Origin of the sequence: Marinitoga hydrogenitolerans DSM 16785, assembly GCF_900129175.1 — a bacterium.
Classification (GTDB): domain Bacteria; phylum Thermotogota; class Thermotogae; order Petrotogales; family Petrotogaceae; genus Marinitoga; species Marinitoga hydrogenitolerans.
Map to the genome: position 1 here is coordinate 1 of NZ_FQUI01000031.1, position 18,434 is coordinate 18,434.

Sequence of the window (18,434 nt, forward strand, 5' to 3'; positions counted from 1 at the left end):
TAAAAGCATATTCATTAATTCTGGAATTAAAAAAAATATTTGATTATAAAAAACCAGCATATGCATCAAAATTCTTTAAAAAATGGTATGACAAAGCGTTAAAATCAAATATACCAGAAATGAAAAAAGCAGCTAAGAGTTTATATAAACATATAAATGGTATTCTTATGCATTTAAAAACAGGATTAACCAATGCTAAAATTGAAGGCATGAATTCAAAACTTAGAACTTTTACCAAAAGAGCTTATGGTTTTAAGTCTTTTAAATATTTATCCATTACTATTTTTTTGGCTTTAGGTAAATTGCCTTTTTCCTAATTACCCACTCTTTTCGTGGGAGAACCCCTATTTCTTTTTCTAATTTTGTTGCTAAATATGCTATAAAAGGCGCTGAAATTAAACTAATTAAAGCTAATTTCCAGTTTAAATAAAATAATACAACACTGCCTAAAATAAAATACAAAGAAAATTCAACGGATAAACCAATCCCAAAACCAAAAGCCATCCATATGTTATCAACATCTTCACCTATCCTGGACATTAATTCACCTGTATTAGTTTTATCAAAATATTTAAAAGGTTGTTTTTGTATATGCTTAAATAAATCAAATTTTAACGCCTTACTAATTCTTGATCCAACATAATCAAAAGTAAATTCCTGCACATATCCCATTAATGCCCGGAAAATAGTAATAAAAAATATTCCAGTTAATGTTATAAATAATAAATCTATTTGTTTATTTATAATGATGTTGTCAATAACAATTTTATTTAAATAAGGAAGAATTAATTCAGCAATAATACCACCTATCATACCTATTGAAGCTATAATAATATATTTTTTTTGATCAAATACATATTTTAATATCTTTTTCATTTTAAATACCTCCATCAATAATTAAATCTTTTAAGTTCAATCAAAATATCCTTGATATTTTCCATTTCATCAAAACCTTCATAATATGATTTTATTCTTTTGTTGTAATTCTTTTTATAATATTTTCCATAATTTGACATAAAATCCCTCCTACAATTTTTTGTTTTTAGTTTGTCAGAATTTAAAAATTAAAAACCATCTTTTATTCCTCCCTTAAAAAAATAGGGCTATGGCGTGATAACCATAGCCCTTTTAGCAAAAATAGCAATAAAATGAAAAATGGGCTATGGTTGTGATAACCATAGCCCAAATAATTACTTTATCATCAATAATAATTGATGTGAGCAAGGTTATCACAAATAGGCACACTTATCCCACTAACAAGATTTAATGAAACTAATCTTCTAATAAACATGTGATAACCTCCTCTCGAATTTTAATGATTTTATACAATTTTTATAATAACACATAATCAAAAAATAGAAAATAATAATTAACGAAGATTAAAGATAATTATAAACAAATATCTATGATTACGAACAAAATTCTATCATTATTCAAATAATGTTACTGTTTTAAAACAATAAAGTTAAAATATTAAATAAATCAAAAAAATTAATCTTCTATTTTCTTTAATTTTACAGCAGTTCCATAAGCCAACATTTCTGCGGCGCCTTGCATAACAGCAGAGCTTGAAAATCTCATACCAATAATAGCGTCAGCACCAAGTTTTTCAGCTTCATCGATCATTCTTTCATATGCAATATTTCTTGCTTCAGTGAGCATTTCTGTATAACCTTTCAATTCACCACCAGCCAATGTTTTAAATGCAGCAGCAATATCTCTTCCTAAATGTTTTGAATGAACAGTATTACCTATAACTATACCTAAAACTTCTTTGAATTCATATCCAGGAACATAACCAACTGTCGTTACTATCATAAAAACACCTCCCTTAGATTTCTTTGTTTTTAAAAGTGTAATATGCTAAAGAAGCGATAATTTCTCCTAAAATAAAAAGGTATATACTATAAGTCCAATCAATTTTTCCATATTTTAAAATATCATTACCAAGAATATAGATATAAGTATTTAGAAAATTTAAAGGTTTTATGAATCCTAATGCTGTTGTAATAGCTAATAAACCTATAGATGAAAGAATGGGTTTAACCTGATCATTAAAGATTATAGAAAAAAATATAGTTACTTCGTACCAAAATAATACACCGAACAAACCATGAATCATATATTTATATGCTATAATTGAATTAAAATTTTTGTTAAATAAATTAGAATATATAATGGGCAATAAATTTCCAAAAATAACAAGTAAAAATAATAAAATCAAACCACTATATACTTTTGATAAAAATATATAATCTCTTGACTTTCTTACCATTAAATATTCCATTGTTCCATTTTCAATTTCACGTGAAAATAATGGAAATGCTGCTATAATAGCAAAAATTGGTAACATTTGTCCAAAGTTTTTTCCAAACCATTGAGTATAGATATAATAATTCCAATTATTTAAATTTTCAATTATATTTGCCACACCAAATTTTTCTGCATATGGTTTTATAACTGTTATATTTTCTTCAATCATATTTACATATATTTTTTGAAATGGAGCTATAGAAAAAAATAAGATTATAGTTATTATAAATAAGATTAAAAAACGTACTCTCATTTCATAAAACTCTTTTTTCATTACCATTCCCCCTTCACAATAGCTTCGAAGATATCGTCTATAGTTATATGTTCTCCTTTGTTGTTTTTAACAATCCATACATTTTCTTTTTCTAAACTTTTCCATAAATACCCTTTTGTTTTTTCTTCTTTAGGAAGTGATATGGCAGTATATTTATTTTTTATATTATCAAGATAGTCAATTTCTAATATTTGTCCTTTAGACATAATAGCAATTCTATCTGCAATTTTTTCGACTTCAGAAAGGATGTGACTGGTATATAATACACTTTTTCCATTATATGTAAATTCTCTGATTAAATCTAAAACTTTATTTCTCATTAAAGGATCAAGTCCCCATGTTGGTTCATCTAAAATATATAAATCCGCGTTTTGTGAAAAAGTAAGTATAATATATATTTGTGTAAGCATTCCATGAGATAAATTAGAAATCTTAATTTTTTTATCTATATTAAAATCACTTAATAATTCATATGCTTTTTTTATGGAAAAATCTTTCGTCAAAAAATTATTAATCTCAATCATTTTTTCAACTGTTAAACTTTTATATAATTGTTTTTTTTCTGGCAAATAAGCAATTTTTCCATTAATTTGGATTTGACCGTTATTCCGTTTTCTTAACCCCAATACACATTTTAAAGTTGTAGTTTTTCCAGCACCATTTGGACCTAATAATCCAAATATTTCTCCACGATTTATTTCAAAAGAAATATTGTTTACTGCAATTAAATTTCCATATTTTTTTGTTAAACCTTCAATCTTTAAAATCATGCTATTCACCTCCAAATAAATCTTCTATAATTTCAAATAGATCTTCTTTTTTAATATTTGCACTTTTGCATGAAACAACTGCTTTTTTAAATTCTTCAATTTTATTATTAATGAAATCTTTTTCATTTATTCCTATAACAATATAACCAGAACCGCGTATAGATTTAATAACATTTTCATTTTCTAATTCTCTATAAGCTCTTGCAACGGTATTTAAATTTACTCCTAATTCTTTTGCTAATACTCTAATTGAAGGAATAAACATCTCTTTTTTTAATTCGTTATTTAGAATTTTCTCTTTTATTTTATTTTTAATTTGTTTATACACAGGAGTATGCGAATGAAAATCTATAGAAAACCACATTTATATCACCTCTGTAATATTATACTATTACAGTATGAAAATGTCAACAACTATAATAAAAAAACAATATGGTTAATCTTATTTTCATTTTTAATTAACATAAAAAACACAATAACGCATTGATTTGTAATATTTAAGGGATATACTATAGATGTAACCCACCCCCCACCACAGGGGTAAAGAAAAAGGAGGAGTTCATATGATAGATAACGAAGTTTTAGAAAAAGATAATAAAGCAGTTGAAAAAGAACTTAATGTAATAGGTATGACGTGTACTTCATGTGCTCGAACAATTGAAAAGAAATTAGGAAAATTAGAAGGTATTGAAAAAGTTAGTGTTAATTTTGCTACAGAAAAACTAACTTTGAAATTTGATCCTGAAAAAATTAACGAAGAAGTAATTAAAGAAGTAGTAAAAGATGTAGGTTATGATGTTGAATCTCCAGTAGATTATAAAACTGTTACAATTCCAATTGAAGGTATGACATGTTCATCATGTGCAAATGCGATAACAAAAGAAATTAATAAAATTGAAGGAATTGTTTCTGTAAATGTTAATTTTGCTACAGAAAAAGCTATAGTTTCTTATAATCCAACTATTACGAGATTATCAAAAATAAAAAAAGCAATAGAAAATGCAGGATACAAACCACTTGAAGTTGATTCAAAAGATAGTGTGGATTTTGAAAAAGAAAGGCGTCAAAAAGAAATCAAAACATTATGGAGAAAATTTGTAGTTTCAGCTATTTTTTCAATACCGTTATTATATATTTCAATGGGACACTTGTTAGGTGCAAACTTGCCAGAATTTGTAAATCCAGAAGTAAATCCATTTAATTTTGCGCTTATTCAATTATTATTGGTTATCCCAATTGCAATTGCTGGTTATAAATTTTATACAATAGGATTTAGAAATTTATATAAATTAAGTCCAAATATGGATTCATTAATAGCAATAGGTACTTCAGCAGCAATAATTTATGGATTGTTTGGAACTATTCAAATTTATTTTGGTAATACCCAATATGCAAATGATTTGTATTTTGAAACGGCAGGAGTTATTATAACTTTAATTCTTTTAGGTAAATATCTTGAAAGTGTTACAAAAGGAAAGACATCAGAAGCTATAAAAAAACTAATGGGATTACAACCAAAAACAGCATTAATACTACAAGATGGAAAAGAATTGGAAATTCCTGTAGATGAAGTGGAAGTTGGAGATATTGTTATTGTAAAACCTGGAGAAAAGATACCCGTTGATGGTGTTATTATTGAAGGGCATACATCAGTTGATGAATCAATGCTAACAGGGGAAAGTATTCCAGTTGAAAAAAATATAGGAGATAAAGTTATAGGTGGATCTATAAATAAAAATGGTAATATAAAATTTAAAGCCACAAAGGTTGGTAAAGATACAGCTTTAGCTCAAATAATTAAATTGGTTGAAGAAGCTCAGGGATCAAAAGCACCAATAGCAAAATTAGCAGATGTTATTTCAGGTTATTTTGTACCAATAGTTATAGCAATAGCGATTTTGGCAGCAATAGCATGGTATTTAGCAGGTGCAGGTGGAATATTCGCTTTAACAATATTTATAGCAGTTTTAGTTATTGCATGTCCATGTGCTTTGGGTTTGGCAACTCCAACAGCAATAATGGTTGGTACTGGTAAAGGCGCTGAATATGGAGTTTTAATAAAAGGTGGAGAACCATTAGAAACAACACATAAAATAAAAACAATTGTTTTTGATAAAACAGGTACAATAACTGAAGGGAAGCCTAAGGTTACAGATATTTACACAAAGGGAAATTATTCAAAAGATGAATTATTAAGTATAGCAGCTTCAGCGGAAAAAGGATCGGAACATCCATTGGGAGAGGCTATAGTAAAAGCAGCAGAAGAAAAGAATTTAAAATTAAAGAAAATTAATAAATTTATGGCAATTCCAGGACATGGTATTGAAGTAGAAATTGATAAAATGAATATTTATTTAGGTAATTTAAAACTTATGAAAGATAAAAATATTGAAATTTCATTAAATGAAGAAGCAAATAAGTTGGCACACGAAGGAAAAACACCAATGTTTATAGCAATAAATGGAATTCTTGAAGGAATAATAGCTGTTGCGGATACTGTGAAACCATCAAGTGCAGGTGCAATAGAAAAATTACATAAAATGGGAATTAAAGTTGCAATGATTACAGGAGATAATAGAAAAACAGCAGAAGCGATAGCAAGACAAGTTGGTATAGATATTGTATTAGCAGAAGTTCTTCCACAAGATAAGGCAAATGAAGTTAAAAAACTTCAGCAAAAAGGAGATATTGTTGCTATGGTTGGAGATGGTATAAATGATGCACCAGCGTTAGCTCAAGCAGATGTTGGTATAGCAATAGGTTCAGGTACAGATGTTGCAATGGAATCAGCAGATATAATTCTTATGAAAAGTGACCTTGAAGATGTAGTTACAGCAATCCAATTAAGTAAAGCTACAATTAGAAATATAAAAGAGAATCTTTTCTGGGCTTTTGGTTACAATACCGCAGGTATTCCTATAGCAGCAGGTGTATTGCATATATTTGGAGGACCTTTATTAAGTCCTATGATTGCTGCAGCTGCTATGTCATTTAGTTCTGTTTCTGTTTTACTAAATGCTTTAAGATTAAAAACATTTAAGCCTAAAAATTAAAAAAGGAGGAGAAATTATGAAAAAAGTGATTATTATTGAAGGAATGACATGTGATCATTGTGTTATGCATGTAACTAAAGAATTAGAAAAGATTTCAGGACTAAAAATTTTAAAAGTTGAAATTGGAAAAGCAATTATAGAAGGAGAAAATTTAGATGATAATTTGATTAAGGAAGCTGTAGATGAAGCGGGTTATGAAGTTAAAGAGATTAAAGAAAATGATGATGAAGAACATCATATGGAACATAATCATAATCAACATGAAAAACATCATCATGGACATCATATGGAACATAAAGATCATAAAGATCATAAAAAAAACAAAGGCGGTTGTTGCCACTAAAAATTATAGAAAGACTGGTCTTTTAGGCCGGTCTTTCATAAAAATATAATAATGAAAGAGTGATATTATGCATAAAAATAAAAAGGGATTAAATATTTTGAAAACAGCAAAAGGACAAGTGGAAGCAGTAGTTAAAATGTTAGAAGATGATAGATATTGTATAGATGTTTCAAAACAAATATTAGCTTCAATATCATTGTTAAAAAAGGCAAATGCACAAATTTTAAATACTCATCTTGAAAGTTGTGTTAAAGATGCTGTGAAATCGAAAAATGCATATGAAGTAAATGAGAAAATTCTAGAGTTGGAAGAAATAATGTGCTATATAAACAAGACTCTTTAAATAAAAATAATTTTTGGAGTGATATATATTGACTAAGTATATTAAATTTTCAAATATTTTTAAGGCATTATCACATCCTTTGAGATTAAGAATAATAGAAATTATTGGTACCAAAAAATATAATATATCAAAAATAAAAAAAGAATTAGAAATTTCTCAATCTAATCTTTCTCAACATTTAAAAATTTTGGAAGATGCTGGAATTATAAAAAAAATAAAAAAAGACAATAATGTGTTATGTGAATTAAAATATGAAAAAATTATAGATATAATAAATCAAGTTGATTATATTATAAAAAAAGAAATAGACTTATCTATGGAAATAATGAAAAAATAGAAAGGAGAGGATGATATGTTACCAGAAATTAATGAAAATATGAGTTTAAAAGAAATTATGGATATGGATAATAAACTTTTTGATGCTTTAAAAAATTTTGGGTTTGATATATGTTGTGCTAAAATGAGCAGTTTAAAAGATAGTTGTAAAGATAAAGGTTTGAATGTAAATGTTGTACTGAAAAAATTAAATGAAGTAGTTGACGAAATAAATTATATAGAAAAATTAATTGAAGAAAATGAATAATTCTAAGGAAATTTTAAGGAAAGTATGATATACTAAAGTTGTCCCACCCGTATAGGGGTACCAAAAAAATAAAAAAAGGAGGAGTAAAAATGAAATATGGAATTTTAAAAGAAACAAATTATGATTTTGAAGAAGCAATTGAAAAATTGAATAAAGAATTACAAAAAGAGGGTTTTGGAATTTTAATGAGAATTGATCTCGATGAAAAGTTTAAAGCAAAATTAGGTATAGATTTTAAACACTATACAATTCTTGGGGCATGTAATCCTAAAAATGCACATAAAGCAATATTGGCAGAAGAAAATGTAGGTCTTTTTTTACCATGTAATGTTATAGTTTATGAAAAAGGTGAAAAAACAGTAGTAGCAGCGATAAAACCTACAATTGCAATGAGTTCAACAGAAAATGATGCGGTATATGAAATTGCAAAAGAAATAGAAGAATCATTGAAAAGAGCCATCAATAGTCTATAAAAGGAGGTGAAAAATTATGATGCATGGTTGGGGCTGGGCTGGTTTTAGACCTTATGGATACGGATATGGATTAATAGGTTCATTTATAAGTTTTATTTTTCTAATAATATTTCTTGTAGTGGTTTATTTCATAGTAAAAAAAATATTTTTTAATGGAAATTTTGATATTAAAAATATGTCTCAAAGTAAAAGAAGTGGTGAGTATGAAATATTAAAAATTTTGAATGAAAAATTAGTTAAAGGTGAAATTTCCGAGGAAGAGTATATTAGAAAAAAAGAATTAATATTAAAAAATTTAAAGTGAGGTGAAAATTATGATGTTTTTTGGATTTCTTTTAATTATATTAATAATATGGTATATAATGAAAAACCCAGATGCAGTAAAAAATTTAACAGAAACACAGAGTAAAAATAGTGCAAAAGAAGATGCTTTAAGAATATTGAACGAAAAATTTGTAAATGGTGAGATAACAGAAGAAGAATATTTAAGAAAGAAAAAGCTTATTGAATAAAGTTTCTTGGAAATATCCGAGGTGATTTCTATGAAAGAATTGATGAAAGTTGTAGATATTGATGATGAATATATTTATGTTCAAGCTTTAGAAGCAGCAAATTGCAGTTCTTGTGTTATAAAAGGTTCATGTAATTTAACAGGTGATCCTAACAAAAAAATTAAAGCTATTAATAAATCAAATATGAACTTAAATAGAAATGATTTTGTCTACATAAAAAAAGAGGACTCTCTTGAATCACGAGCAGCATTCATTATGTATGGTATTCCATTACTGATAATGATAGCATTAACAATTGTATTATTTGTTATTGGATTGAATGAAATTATCTCTTTTCTTGTTGGTTTAAGTGGCATGGTTATATCATATTATTTTATACATATATATGATAAAAATATTGCAAAAACTAAATATATTCCAGAAATTATCGAAAAATTAAAAATATATAATAATTTTCAACTTTAGGAGGTGAAATTATGTCATGTGGAGGTTTTGGAAGAGGTTTTTTTCATAATTCTCATCACAATCGAGAATACCCTCATCATAATGAACGATCAATGAGTGATTCAAGACAACCAATGTTAGAAGAAAAATATAAAGGAAGTAGTAGAGCTTTAGATATATTGGATGAAAAATTTGTAAATGGTGAAATAACAGAAGAAGAATATTTAAGAAAGAAAAGGCTTTTACTTAGTAGATTAGATGCTGTTAAATAATGTGAGGTGTTTTTATGAAAAAAATAATATTAATATTTACTATTTTGAGTGTTGTAATAGTATCGTTTAGTAATATAGTAGATTTTTCTATTGAAACCATTAATAAAACATATTTAAATGATGAAACAAAAAGTTATTTTGATATATATGGTAGAATAAATATTTTTTCTTTATATACAAATATCCCTTTAGCTATAGATAACTATTATAAAAAAGATTTTAGTGAAATTTTAATATATCCAAATAAAAATATTAATTTAAATGATCTAAAAATTGGAATCGATATAGTTAATACAGGATTTAAAACAAATAATTTATTTGTTTTCCCAATGATGCATATGATGTTTTATAAAAGAATAATTAAAGAAAATAATAAGGAAAATACAATATATATTCCGTTTAGAATAGCAATAGAAAATAAAATAAAAGATATCACAGATTATGAAAAAATAGATGTTGTATTAAGTAGCGGGATAGCTTTTGATAATAAATATATTATAGAAGTTGGAGTAAAAGATAATGTCGGAAATATTATAAATAATACTTTTAAATTTAATTGGATAGTAGGATTGAGATATAATATATTTTAATTAGGAGGTGAGAGTTATGCCTTGTTGGGGTTGGAGTGGTTTTTTTTATGGATATGGTGGAATTATAGGTTCTTTAATAGGTTTTGGATTTATGATTTTATTGGTGGTTATAGTATATTTTTTATTTAAAAATTTATTTAAACCCAACAATTTGAAAAAATCAAATGTTAAAACAAGCAATGAAGATTTATTGAGAATTTTAAATGAAAAATTTGTAAATGGTGAGATAACAGAAGAAGAGTATATGAGAAAAAAGAAACTTATAGAATAGGGAGGCGAAACAATGAAAAATAAGTTTTTAATGGGAATTGTTTTAATTTTGAGTTTATCATTAATGTTTGCTCATGGTGAAAATTTAGGAACAGTAAATGAAAATAATGAATCAATAATATCAGCAAATTTTGATTTGAAAATTATTGAATTAAATGAACAAATGCCTGTAGCATTAGCTGTAGACGAAAAAGGAATTTATTATATATTAAGATTAGACAATATGTATATGTTTTATAATGATTTACCAATAGTCGAAGGAAAAGAAATTAAAGTTAAAGCTGTAGTTTTATATAGTTTTTCAAAAATTGAAGAGTTAATAGTAACATCTGTAGAAATAGACAATAAAATATATATAATACCAGAGAATTTTGCTTATGGAATGATGGGTGGATATGGTTATCCAGGTATGATGAATATGATGGGTGGATATGGTTATCCGGGTATGATGAATATGATGGATGGATATGGTTATCCGGGTATGATGAATATGATGGGCGGATATGGTTATTCAAATATGATGAATGAAAATGAATATGAAAATATGATGAATTATCCAAAAGATTATTATCAATATAAAGATCAATCAAAAGACGAAAATAATGATAATGAAATGAATATGGAAAACAAATAAATCTTTAAAGCACAACCCTTAACATTTTTGTTAAGGGTGTGCTTTTTTACCATTATAATTGAATTATATATCTAAAAAGATTTTTCCTTTGAAAGAATTAAATAAAAAGTATTTATTTTAAAAAACTGAATTATTTTATAGTTTGTATAAATCGGATAAAAATAGTATAATTATAATTGTAATTGTAATTGTTAGAAATATAACTTTTTCTTTTGAAAACATCTATTACTAAAGGAGGGGATATAAATGGATGAAAGAAAACACGAACATCATGAACATTCTGGTCATGAATCTATGAAACATGAACATCATGAACACTCTGGTCATGAATCTATGAAACACGAACATCATGAACACTCTGGTCATGATCATCATAGTCATCATGAACATATGGTTGCGGATTTTAGAAAACGTTTTTGGATTTCTTTAATTCTAACAATACCAGTTTTAGCATTATCACCATTAGTCCAAAAATTATTTGGACTTTCAGATGTTTTGCGTTTTTCGGGGGATTTATATGTTCTTTTTGGAATATCAACAATAATATATTTTTATGGTGGTTATCCATTTTTAAAAGGTTTTTATGAAGAGTTAAAAGAAAAAAGACCAGGAATGATGACTTTAATAGCTGTGGCTATAAGTACCGCATATATTTATAGTAGTACAGTTGTATTTGGATTAGAAGGAGAAATATTCTTTTGGGAGCTTGCAACATTGATAGACATTATGTTATTAGGACATTGGATTGAAATGAAATCGGTAATGGGAGCATCTAGAGCTTTAGAAGAACTAGCAAAACTGATGCCTTCCGATGCGCATAAACTTATGCCAGATGGTTCTTTGGTAGATATACCTCTTGAAGAATTAAAAACAGGAGATATTGTTGTTGTAAAGCCAGGAGAAAAAGTACCAGCAGATGGTATTATAATTGAAGGAGAAAGTTCTTTAAATGAATCTATGCTTACTGGAGAAAGTAAACCAGTAACTAAAAAGAAAAATGATTTGATTATTGGTGGTTCTATTAATGGAGAAGGTTCCTTAAAAGTTAAGGTTAAGAACACCGGAAAAGATTCATATCTTTCTCAAGTTATAGAACTCGTGAAAGAAGCTCAGGAAAGTAAATCAAAAACACAGGATTTAGCTAATCGTGCTGCTGTATGGTTAACAGGTATAGCTTTATCTGCTGGTGCGTTGACATTTTTTGTATGGACCTGGATAATGGAAAAAAGTTTTGTGTTTGCGCTTGAAAGAACAGTTACTGTTATGGTTATAACTTGCCCTCATGCTCTTGGTTTGGCTGTTCCGCTCGTTGTTGCAGTATCAACTGCAATTTCTGCAAAAAATGGATTACTTATTAGAGATCGTGTAGCTTTTGAAAGAGCACGAAATATTCAAGCAATTGTTTTTGATAAAACAGGAACACTTACGATGGGGAAATTTGGTGTAACTGATATTATTAACCTTTCAAAAGATATGACTGAAGAAGATATTTTAAATTATGCTGCTTCAATAGAATTACATTCTGAACATCCAATAGCTAAAGCTATAGCTAATGCAGCAAAAAATCGTATGAAAGTAGATAATTTCAAAGCAATACCTGGAAAAGGTGCTGAAGGAAATGTTGAAGGAAAACATGTTATGGTTGTTAGTCCAGGGTATTTAAGAGAAAATAATATAAAAGTTGAAAATAAGAAAATTGATGAATTACATTCGGCAGGAAAAACAGTTGTATATGTATTAATCGATTCAGAATTAAAAGGAGCTATAGCTCTTGCTGATATAATAAGACCAGAATCAAAAGAAGCAATAGCTAAATTAAAAGAAATGGGAATAAAATGTATGATGCTTACAGGAGATAACAAACAAGTTGCAAAATGGGTTGCCGATGAATTAGGACTTGATGAATATTTTGCCGAAGTTTTACCACATGAAAAATCTCAAAAGATAAAAGAAATTCAATCAAGAAATTTAGTTGTAGCAATGACAGGAGATGGTGTAAATGATGCACCAGCATTAGTTCAAGCTGATGTTGGAATTGCCATAGGAGCAGGAACAGATGTAGCTGTGGAATCAGCTGATATTGTTCTTGTTAGAAGTGATCCTAGAGATGTTGTTGCAATTATTGGTTTGGCAAAAAATACTTATAAGAAAATGATAGAAAATTTATTATGGGCAACAGGGTACAATGTAATTGCTATTCCTTTAGCTGCAGGTGTACTTTATAATTGGGGTATTCTTTTAAGCCCGGCACTTGGAGCAGTATTTATGTCATTAAGTACAGTTATTGTTGCAATAAATGCAAAACTTTTAAAATTAGAGAAATAAATCTTTTTTTTACAAAACATCCTGATTTTCAGGGTGTTTTGTAATTTATTTTTAAATTTAAATTTAAAAATATTTATTATAATTATTTTGAAACCCTATATAAGAGGGGAGGTGTTTTTGTGATTCAAGTTTGTAAAAATAATAAAGGTATAGAAGAATTTATAGAATATTTAAATCAAAAAAACATTGAATATTCAATAGAAAACTGTTTAGATGAATGTAAGATTTGTCATTCTAAATTATTTTTCAAAAAAAATGAAGATACTATTATTGCAGATAGTACTGAAGAATTAATAGATAAAATATAAGCTGGTATATAAAACCAGCTTATATTTTTAAAAATAAATGAATTAATATTCAAATATTCAAATAGTAAAAAAGAATTAAGTTTATAGTAATAAAAACAGTTGACTTTATAGTATTTTTTTGATATCATACATATGAATGAATATTCAAATATTCAATTGAAGGAGGAATATTATGAAGAAAAAAGAATTAATGCTTGAAGGATTAGATTGTGCAAGTTGTGCGGCAAAAATTGAAGAAAATGTGAAAAAACTTAATGACATTGAAGATGTCACGGTAAATTTTATTACTAAAACATTAACAGTAAAAGTTAATGATGAAAATAAGATAGAAGAAATAAAGAAGTTAGTAAAAAAAATAGAATCTGAAGTAGATGTATACGAAAAAGAAGAAAAACATAGTAATAATCATGATCACGATCACAGTCATGAACATAATCATGGAGAAGGTTTTAATAAAAAGCTTGAAATTATAAGATTATTTTCAGCACTTGCTATATTTATAACAGCACTTCTTTTAAAAGATCCATTTTATTTAAAAGTTATATTGTATGTTGTAGCGTATTTAATATCTGGAGGTAAAGTTTTAAAAAGATCATTCAAAAACATTTTAAGAGGAAATGTTTTTGATGAAAATTTTTTGATGAGTATAGCGACACTTGGTGCTTTCGCAATTGGAGAATATCCAGAAGCTGTTGGTGTAATGGTATTTTTTGAAATTGGAGAATTATTACAAGATCTTGCTGTAGATAATTCTAAAAGATCTATTAAAGCGCTTTTAGATATAAGACCTGATTATGCTAATTTATTAAAAAACGGTAAAGAAGTTAGAGTATCTCCAGAAGATGTAAAAAAAGGTGATTTAATAGTAGTAAAACCCGGAGAAAGAATACCTCTTGATGGTGTAATTATAAAAGGAAATTCAATGGCAGATACATCAGCTTTAACAGGAGAATCTCTTCCAAGAAGTATAAAAGAGAACGATGAAGTTATGAGTGGATTTATAAATTTAAATGGTTTGATAACAATAAGAGTGGAGAAAGAATATTCAGAATCAACAATATCAAAAATTCTTGATATGGTAGAAAATGCTGCTGCAAAAAAAGCAAAGACAGAAAAACTTATAACTAAATTTGCTAAATATTATACACCAGTTGTTGTATTTTTAGCTATAGCTTTAGCAACATTACCGCCGTTATTAACAGGAGCTCCATTTAATGAATGGATATATAGAGCATTAATATTTCTTGTAATTTCATGTCCATGTGGTCTTGTAGTATCGATACCTCTTGGTTATTTTGCAGGTGTAGGCGGATTATCTAAGAGGGGTGTTCTTGTAAAAGGAGGAAATTATTTAGAAGTTTTAAAAAATTTAAATACTATTATTTTTGATAAAACAGGTACTTTAACAGAAGGTGTTTTTGAAGTAGTTGAAATAAAAACATATAATGGAATAAGCGAAGATGAGATTTTAGAAATAGCTGCATATGCTGAAGAACATTCTAATCACCCTATTGCAGATTCAATAAAGAAAAAGTATGGAAAAAATTTCGAAAAGAATTTTATAGAAGATTATGAAGAAATTTCTGGTCATGGGATAAAAGCGAAAATTAAAGGAAAGGATGTTCTTGTAGGAAATAAAAAGTTAATGGATAAATTCAATATAAGAATACCTGAAATTAATTTTAATGGAACAATTGTTTTTGTCTCTGTAGATGGAATGTTTGTTGGATACATAGGAATTTCAGATAAAATTAAACCAGGTATAAAAGAAGTTATTAAAGAATTAAAAAAATTGGGAGTTAAAAAGACAGTAATGCTTACAGGAGATAATAAAAAAGTCGCTGAAGATGTTGCGAAAAAAATAGGAATTGATGAATATTTTGCAGAATTGTTACCAGGAGATAAAGTGAAGTTTTTTGAAAAATATAATGATGGTATATCAACAGCATTTGTTGGAGATGGAATAAATGATGCACCAGTATTAACCAGAGCAGATGTAGGAATTGCAATGGGAGGACTTGGTTCAGATGCAGCAATTGAAGCAGCTGATGTTGTAATAATGGATGATGATGTTTCAAAGCTAATAGATTCTATTAAAGTCTCAAGAAAAACTATGAAAATAACATGGCAAAATATAATTTTAGTATTAGGAATAAAAATATTATTTTTAGTTCTTGGGGCTTTAGGGTTAACAGATATGTGGGGCGCAGTTTTTGCAGATGTTGGTGTGACTCTTATAGCTATTTTTAATTCATTGAGAATTTTAAAAAAATAGAAAAAATATAAAAATATAAAAAATATAAAATGAAAATAGACCGAGTAATCGGTCTATTTTTGAAATCGAGGTGAGTTTATGAAAAACTTAGGGAAGTTTATAGTAAGAAATGTGAAAGTTATAACGGTTATTCTAATTTTAATTACCTTAGTAGGAATATATTTATCAACAAAGATTGTTATTAGACCCAATTTTTTAGATTTATTGCCTAAGGATGATCCATATGTTGAGGTATATAAAAAAGCAACGAAAAATTTTAAAAGTGTTGATAATATAATCATAGGAATTGAGGGAGATAAAAAAAATATTATTAATTATATAAATAACATTTCAGAAAAATTGAAAGCTATGGATCATATTGATGCTATTTATTATAAACAACCAATAGAATTTTTGGAAAAAAATCTATTTTTATTAACTGAAGATAAAGAGCAAGATTTTTTTAAAAAAATATATACATCAACAAATATAGTAGATTTTTTTAAAGCATTAAATGCAATTTTTGAAGAAAATAAAAATGGGTATAAAATGTCTATACAAGAAAAGTATCGTTTTGAATATATGTTGGATTCATTTAAAAATTTATTAGAATCAATAGATAAAAATGAAAATATTGAAGAAAATTTAAAATCACTACTTTTTGGTGAAGAATATTTGTTATCAAAAAAAGGTAATTTTGGTTTAATAATAATTAGACCAACAATTAGTTCTAATGATATTGAAAAAGTGGTTAATTTAGTTAATTCTATTGAAAATACGATAAAAAAAGAAGCTGAAAAATATAATGTAAAAGCTGGATTAACAGGAACATTAGTTATAGCAAGAGATGAAATGGTAACTATCGAAAGAGATATGAGTATAGCAACAATAGTTTCAATATTTTTAATTATTACTATATTTATGTTAGGTTTTAAAAGTTTTAGATATATGATTTTAGCAGTTATTCCATTAATTTTAGGTATTATATGGACAATAGGATTTACACAATTAACAGTAGGCTCATTAAATATAATGACTGTTATGATGGCAGCAATATTAGCGGGATTAGGAATAGATTACTCTATTCATATGATTTCTTTGTTTATAGAGCTTAGAAATAAAGGATATAATATTAAAAATTCTATTATTGGTATTTTTGAAAAAAATATCAGAGGTATTATTGCTGGTGCAATTACTACAGCAATTGGTATGGGGATATTCGCAATTAGTTCATTTCCAGGATTTAAAGAATTTGGAATTGTTTTATCTTCTGGGATTATTTTTACATTGTTAGCTTCAATTTTTGGATTAACAATTTTATTATATAGATATGGCAATAAATACAAAGATCCAGGAAAAATTTTTAGTATAAATATAGATATTTCAAAATATAGAAAAGTAATTTTATTGATAACAATATTGTTATTAATATTTTCATTTATAAAAATACCTGCAGTTGAATTTGAAAAAGATATGATGAAAATTGAAGCAAAAGGTTTAGAAAGTTTGGAATTAAATCAAAAGATATTGGAAAATTTTAATTTCTCACCAGATAACACAATATTTATAAATAAAAATATTTTTGAAGCAAGGGAATTATATAATAAATTAAAAAAACTAAAGGTATTTTATCAAGTTGATAGTATTGTGCCATTTTTGCCTGATAAGAATTTACAAATTGAAAGAATAAAAAAAGCACGTGAAATAAAAAACACTAAAATTGTTAAAAGTGATTTAGATTTAAATCAATTAAAGTTAGAAATAAATAAATTGAATTTCAACATATTAAAAGCATCAATATCTTTAAATTTATTAGGATATAAAGATTTAGGAAATAAATTAAAAGAAATTACAACATCGGGAGTACTTCAAAAAATAATAAAAAAAGATAAAGACTCTTTAAATTTAATACAGAATAAAATAATCAATACAATTTTAAAATTAAAAAATAATTTAAATGATAAAGAAATCATTACACAGGAAAATTTACCAGAAGATATTAAATCAAATTATTTAGGTAGCAATGGAATGATAATAACAACAGCATATTCAAATGGAGATATTTGGAATTCTGATTATCAAAAGGAATATTTTAAAGAATTAAAGGAGTTAAATTCTAAAGATGTTAGTGGAACAGCATTGATATTTTTAAAGGTTGTTCAAATATCAGCAGAAGAAGGTAAAAAAATATTATTAATAACTTTATTATTTATATTTATTATACTAATTTTAGATATGAAAAGTTTAAAGTATGCAATTTTAGCTATGATACCAATGATATTGTCCATAATATTTATGTTAGGTGTGATGGGATGGTTTGGAATCAAATTTAATGTGGTTAATATTATAGCATTACCATTAATAATTGGTATAGGTGTTGATGATGGTATACATTTAATTCACAGATATAGAAGAGAAAAGAATTTAAAAACAACAATTTTTAGTACAGGTAAAGCAATCACTATGACAACTTTAACAACAGGTGTTGCATTTGGTTCATTTATTCTTTCAAAATATAGAGGATTTGCTGGTTTTGGAGTTCTTTTATTATTAGGAGTTATTTTTAGTTATATAATTACAATATTTGTAATTACATCTATATTAAGCTATGAAAAACCTAAAAGCAAAAAAAGTAATGATAAATATTTGTTCAAAAAAAGGAGAGCTTAAAAT

Annotated in this window: 24 protein-coding genes; 18 read left to right on the top strand and 6 right to left on the bottom strand. The window is 26.4% G+C overall.

The genetic code is table 11. The features are described 5' to 3' along the window. Positions 1-317, top strand: a 317-nt coding sequence (locus tag BUA62_RS08260; protein WP_143148350.1) for a transposase, incomplete at its 5' end; no start/stop codon positions are given. Here BUA62_RS08260 and BUA62_RS08265 read toward each other — a convergent pair. From BUA62_RS08265 to BUA62_RS08285, 6 genes are all read right to left on the bottom strand, one after another. Continuing rightward, a complete protein-coding gene (locus BUA62_RS08265) occupies positions 280-876 on the bottom strand; it encodes an ABC transporter transmembrane domain-containing protein (RefSeq protein ID WP_084670757.1) in 597 nt (198 codons plus the stop codon). The genes BUA62_RS08260 and BUA62_RS08265 overlap by 38 nt on opposite strands. A 14-nt stretch (positions 877-890) precedes the next feature. Next, complete coding sequence (locus BUA62_RS11840) at positions 891-1,016, bottom strand: hypothetical protein (protein ID WP_255350151.1); 126 nt, start codon at positions 1,014-1,016, stop codon at positions 891-893. 475 nt (positions 1,017-1,491) lie between these two features. After that, positions 1,492-1,818, bottom strand: coding sequence for a heavy metal-binding domain-containing protein (locus BUA62_RS08270; RefSeq protein ID WP_047266291.1), 327 nt, complete (start codon positions 1,816-1,818; stop codon positions 1,492-1,494). A gap of 13 nt (positions 1,819-1,831) precedes the next feature. Continuing rightward, positions 1,832-2,587 carry an ABC transporter permease subunit gene (locus BUA62_RS08275; RefSeq protein ID WP_072865338.1) on the bottom strand — a complete coding sequence of 252 codons (756 nt, stop codon included), beginning with the start codon at positions 2,585-2,587 and terminating at the stop codon, positions 1,832-1,834. After that, positions 2,587-3,357 (bottom strand): ABC transporter ATP-binding protein, encoded by a 771-nt coding sequence (locus BUA62_RS08280; RefSeq protein WP_072865339.1) that lies wholly within the window; start codon positions 3,355-3,357, stop codon positions 2,587-2,589. Before BUA62_RS08280 ends, BUA62_RS08275 begins: the two co-directional genes overlap by 1 nt. Before the next feature lies 1 nt (position 3,358). Then, entirely contained in the window at positions 3,359-3,721 is a 363-nt protein-coding gene (locus tag BUA62_RS08285) for a GntR family transcriptional regulator (RefSeq protein ID WP_047267535.1), read from the bottom strand. Positions 3,722-3,920: 199 nt separating this feature from the next. Here BUA62_RS08285 and BUA62_RS08290 point away from each other — a divergent pair, with 199 nt between their 5' ends. The 17 genes from BUA62_RS08290 to BUA62_RS08370 all read left to right on the top strand — a co-directional run bounded on the left by BUA62_RS08290 (position 3,921) and on the right by BUA62_RS08370 (position 18,431). Further along, complete coding sequence (locus BUA62_RS08290; protein ID WP_072865354.1) at positions 3,921-6,410, top strand: heavy metal translocating P-type ATPase; 2,490 nt, start codon at positions 3,921-3,923, stop codon at positions 6,408-6,410. A 16-nt stretch (positions 6,411-6,426) separates the two neighbouring features. Further along, the gene (locus BUA62_RS08295; protein WP_072865356.1) at positions 6,427-6,753 is read left to right on the top strand and encodes a heavy-metal-associated domain-containing protein; all 327 of its coding nucleotides are present in this window, start codon (positions 6,427-6,429) and stop codon (positions 6,751-6,753) included. Between the two features lie 67 nt (positions 6,754-6,820). Further along, on the top strand, positions 6,821-7,096 hold the full coding sequence (locus BUA62_RS08300; protein ID WP_072865358.1) for a metal-sensing transcriptional repressor: 276 nt from the start codon (positions 6,821-6,823) through the stop codon (positions 7,094-7,096). 28 nt (positions 7,097-7,124) lie between these two features. Beyond that, positions 7,125-7,433 (top strand): ArsR/SmtB family transcription factor, encoded by a 309-nt coding sequence (locus BUA62_RS11340; RefSeq protein WP_072865359.1) that lies wholly within the window; start codon positions 7,125-7,127, stop codon positions 7,431-7,433. 15 nt (positions 7,434-7,448) lie between these two features. Continuing rightward, positions 7,449-7,679, top strand: coding sequence for a hypothetical protein (locus tag BUA62_RS11345; RefSeq protein ID WP_072865360.1), 231 nt, complete (start codon positions 7,449-7,451; stop codon positions 7,677-7,679). A gap of 89 nt (positions 7,680-7,768) precedes the next feature. Further along, complete coding sequence (locus BUA62_RS08315) at positions 7,769-8,152, top strand: DUF302 domain-containing protein (protein ID WP_072865361.1); 384 nt, start codon at positions 7,769-7,771, stop codon at positions 8,150-8,152. A gap of 16 nt (positions 8,153-8,168) precedes the next feature. Next, complete coding sequence (locus tag BUA62_RS08320; protein ID WP_143148353.1) at positions 8,169-8,456, top strand: SHOCT domain-containing protein; 288 nt, start codon at positions 8,169-8,171, stop codon at positions 8,454-8,456. A gap of 10 nt (positions 8,457-8,466) precedes the next feature. Further along, positions 8,467-8,664 (top strand): SHOCT domain-containing protein, encoded by a 198-nt coding sequence (locus BUA62_RS08325; protein ID WP_052913248.1) that lies wholly within the window; start codon positions 8,467-8,469, stop codon positions 8,662-8,664. A 30-nt stretch (positions 8,665-8,694) separates the two neighbouring features. Further along, positions 8,695-9,129 (top strand): SoxR reducing system RseC family protein, encoded by a 435-nt coding sequence (locus BUA62_RS08330; protein ID WP_072865362.1) that lies wholly within the window; start codon positions 8,695-8,697, stop codon positions 9,127-9,129. An 11-nt stretch (positions 9,130-9,140) separates the two neighbouring features. Further along, positions 9,141-9,380 (top strand): SHOCT domain-containing protein, encoded by a 240-nt coding sequence (locus tag BUA62_RS11700; RefSeq protein WP_072865364.1) that lies wholly within the window; start codon positions 9,141-9,143, stop codon positions 9,378-9,380. A gap of 14 nt (positions 9,381-9,394) precedes the next feature. Continuing rightward, on the top strand, positions 9,395-9,970 hold the full coding sequence (locus BUA62_RS08340) for a hypothetical protein (RefSeq protein WP_072865365.1): 576 nt from the start codon (positions 9,395-9,397) through the stop codon (positions 9,968-9,970). Positions 9,971-9,986: 16 nt separating this feature from the next. Then, complete coding sequence (locus tag BUA62_RS08345) at positions 9,987-10,241, top strand: SHOCT domain-containing protein (protein ID WP_072865367.1); 255 nt, start codon at positions 9,987-9,989, stop codon at positions 10,239-10,241. Between the two features lie 12 nt (positions 10,242-10,253). Next, a complete protein-coding gene (locus tag BUA62_RS08350; RefSeq protein WP_072865368.1) occupies positions 10,254-10,874 on the top strand; it encodes a hypothetical protein in 621 nt (206 codons plus the stop codon). A gap of 246 nt (positions 10,875-11,120) precedes the next feature. Continuing rightward, complete coding sequence (locus BUA62_RS08355) at positions 11,121-13,199, top strand: copper-translocating P-type ATPase (protein ID WP_234970303.1); 2,079 nt, start codon at positions 11,121-11,123, stop codon at positions 13,197-13,199. Between the two features lie 119 nt (positions 13,200-13,318). Then, the gene (locus BUA62_RS08360; protein ID WP_072865370.1) at positions 13,319-13,507 is read left to right on the top strand and encodes a YuzB family protein; all 189 of its coding nucleotides are present in this window, start codon (positions 13,319-13,321) and stop codon (positions 13,505-13,507) included. Between the two features lie 172 nt (positions 13,508-13,679). After that, positions 13,680-15,782, top strand: coding sequence for a heavy metal translocating P-type ATPase (locus BUA62_RS08365; protein WP_072865372.1), 2,103 nt, complete (start codon positions 13,680-13,682; stop codon positions 15,780-15,782). A gap of 78 nt (positions 15,783-15,860) precedes the next feature. Next, positions 15,861-18,431 (top strand): efflux RND transporter permease subunit, encoded by a 2,571-nt coding sequence (locus BUA62_RS08370; protein WP_072865374.1) that lies wholly within the window; start codon positions 15,861-15,863, stop codon positions 18,429-18,431. Positions 18,432-18,434 lie beyond the last annotated feature (3 nt).

Coding starts and splice junctions, on each gene's coding strand:
- BUA62_RS08265 (WP_084670757.1), bottom strand. CDS start 876: ATGAAAAAGATATTAAAATATGTATTTGATCAAAAAAAATATATTATT.
- BUA62_RS11840 (WP_255350151.1), bottom strand. CDS start 1,016: ATGTCAAATTATGGAAAATATTATAAAAAGAATTACAACAAAAGAATA.
- BUA62_RS08270 (WP_047266291.1), bottom strand. CDS start 1,818: ATGATAGTAACGACAGTTGGTTATGTTCCTGGATATGAATTCAAAGAA.
- BUA62_RS08275 (WP_072865338.1), bottom strand. CDS start 2,587: ATGAAAAAAGAGTTTTATGAAATGAGAGTACGTTTTTTAATCTTATTT.
- BUA62_RS08280 (WP_072865339.1), bottom strand. CDS start 3,357: ATGATTTTAAAGATTGAAGGTTTAACAAAAAAATATGGAAATTTAATT.
- BUA62_RS08285 (WP_047267535.1), bottom strand. CDS start 3,721: ATGTGGTTTTCTATAGATTTTCATTCGCATACTCCTGTGTATAAACAA.
- BUA62_RS08290 (WP_072865354.1), top strand. CDS start 3,921: ATGATAGATAACGAAGTTTTAGAAAAAGATAATAAAGCAGTTGAAAAA.
- BUA62_RS08295 (WP_072865356.1), top strand. CDS start 6,427: ATGAAAAAAGTGATTATTATTGAAGGAATGACATGTGATCATTGTGTT.
- BUA62_RS08300 (WP_072865358.1), top strand. CDS start 6,821: ATGCATAAAAATAAAAAGGGATTAAATATTTTGAAAACAGCAAAAGGA.
- BUA62_RS11345 (WP_072865360.1), top strand. CDS start 7,449: ATGTTACCAGAAATTAATGAAAATATGAGTTTAAAAGAAATTATGGAT.
- BUA62_RS08315 (WP_072865361.1), top strand. CDS start 7,769: ATGAAATATGGAATTTTAAAAGAAACAAATTATGATTTTGAAGAAGCA.
- BUA62_RS08320 (WP_143148353.1), top strand. CDS start 8,169: ATGATGCATGGTTGGGGCTGGGCTGGTTTTAGACCTTATGGATACGGA.
- BUA62_RS08325 (WP_052913248.1), top strand. CDS start 8,467: ATGATGTTTTTTGGATTTCTTTTAATTATATTAATAATATGGTATATA.
- BUA62_RS08330 (WP_072865362.1), top strand. CDS start 8,695: ATGAAAGAATTGATGAAAGTTGTAGATATTGATGATGAATATATTTAT.
- BUA62_RS11700 (WP_072865364.1), top strand. CDS start 9,141: ATGTCATGTGGAGGTTTTGGAAGAGGTTTTTTTCATAATTCTCATCAC.
- BUA62_RS08340 (WP_072865365.1), top strand. CDS start 9,395: ATGAAAAAAATAATATTAATATTTACTATTTTGAGTGTTGTAATAGTA.
- BUA62_RS08345 (WP_072865367.1), top strand. CDS start 9,987: ATGCCTTGTTGGGGTTGGAGTGGTTTTTTTTATGGATATGGTGGAATT.
- BUA62_RS08350 (WP_072865368.1), top strand. CDS start 10,254: ATGAAAAATAAGTTTTTAATGGGAATTGTTTTAATTTTGAGTTTATCA.
- BUA62_RS08355 (WP_234970303.1), top strand. CDS start 11,121: ATGGATGAAAGAAAACACGAACATCATGAACATTCTGGTCATGAATCT.
- BUA62_RS08365 (WP_072865372.1), top strand. CDS start 13,680: ATGAAGAAAAAAGAATTAATGCTTGAAGGATTAGATTGTGCAAGTTGT.
- BUA62_RS08370 (WP_072865374.1), top strand. CDS start 15,861: ATGAAAAACTTAGGGAAGTTTATAGTAAGAAATGTGAAAGTTATAACG.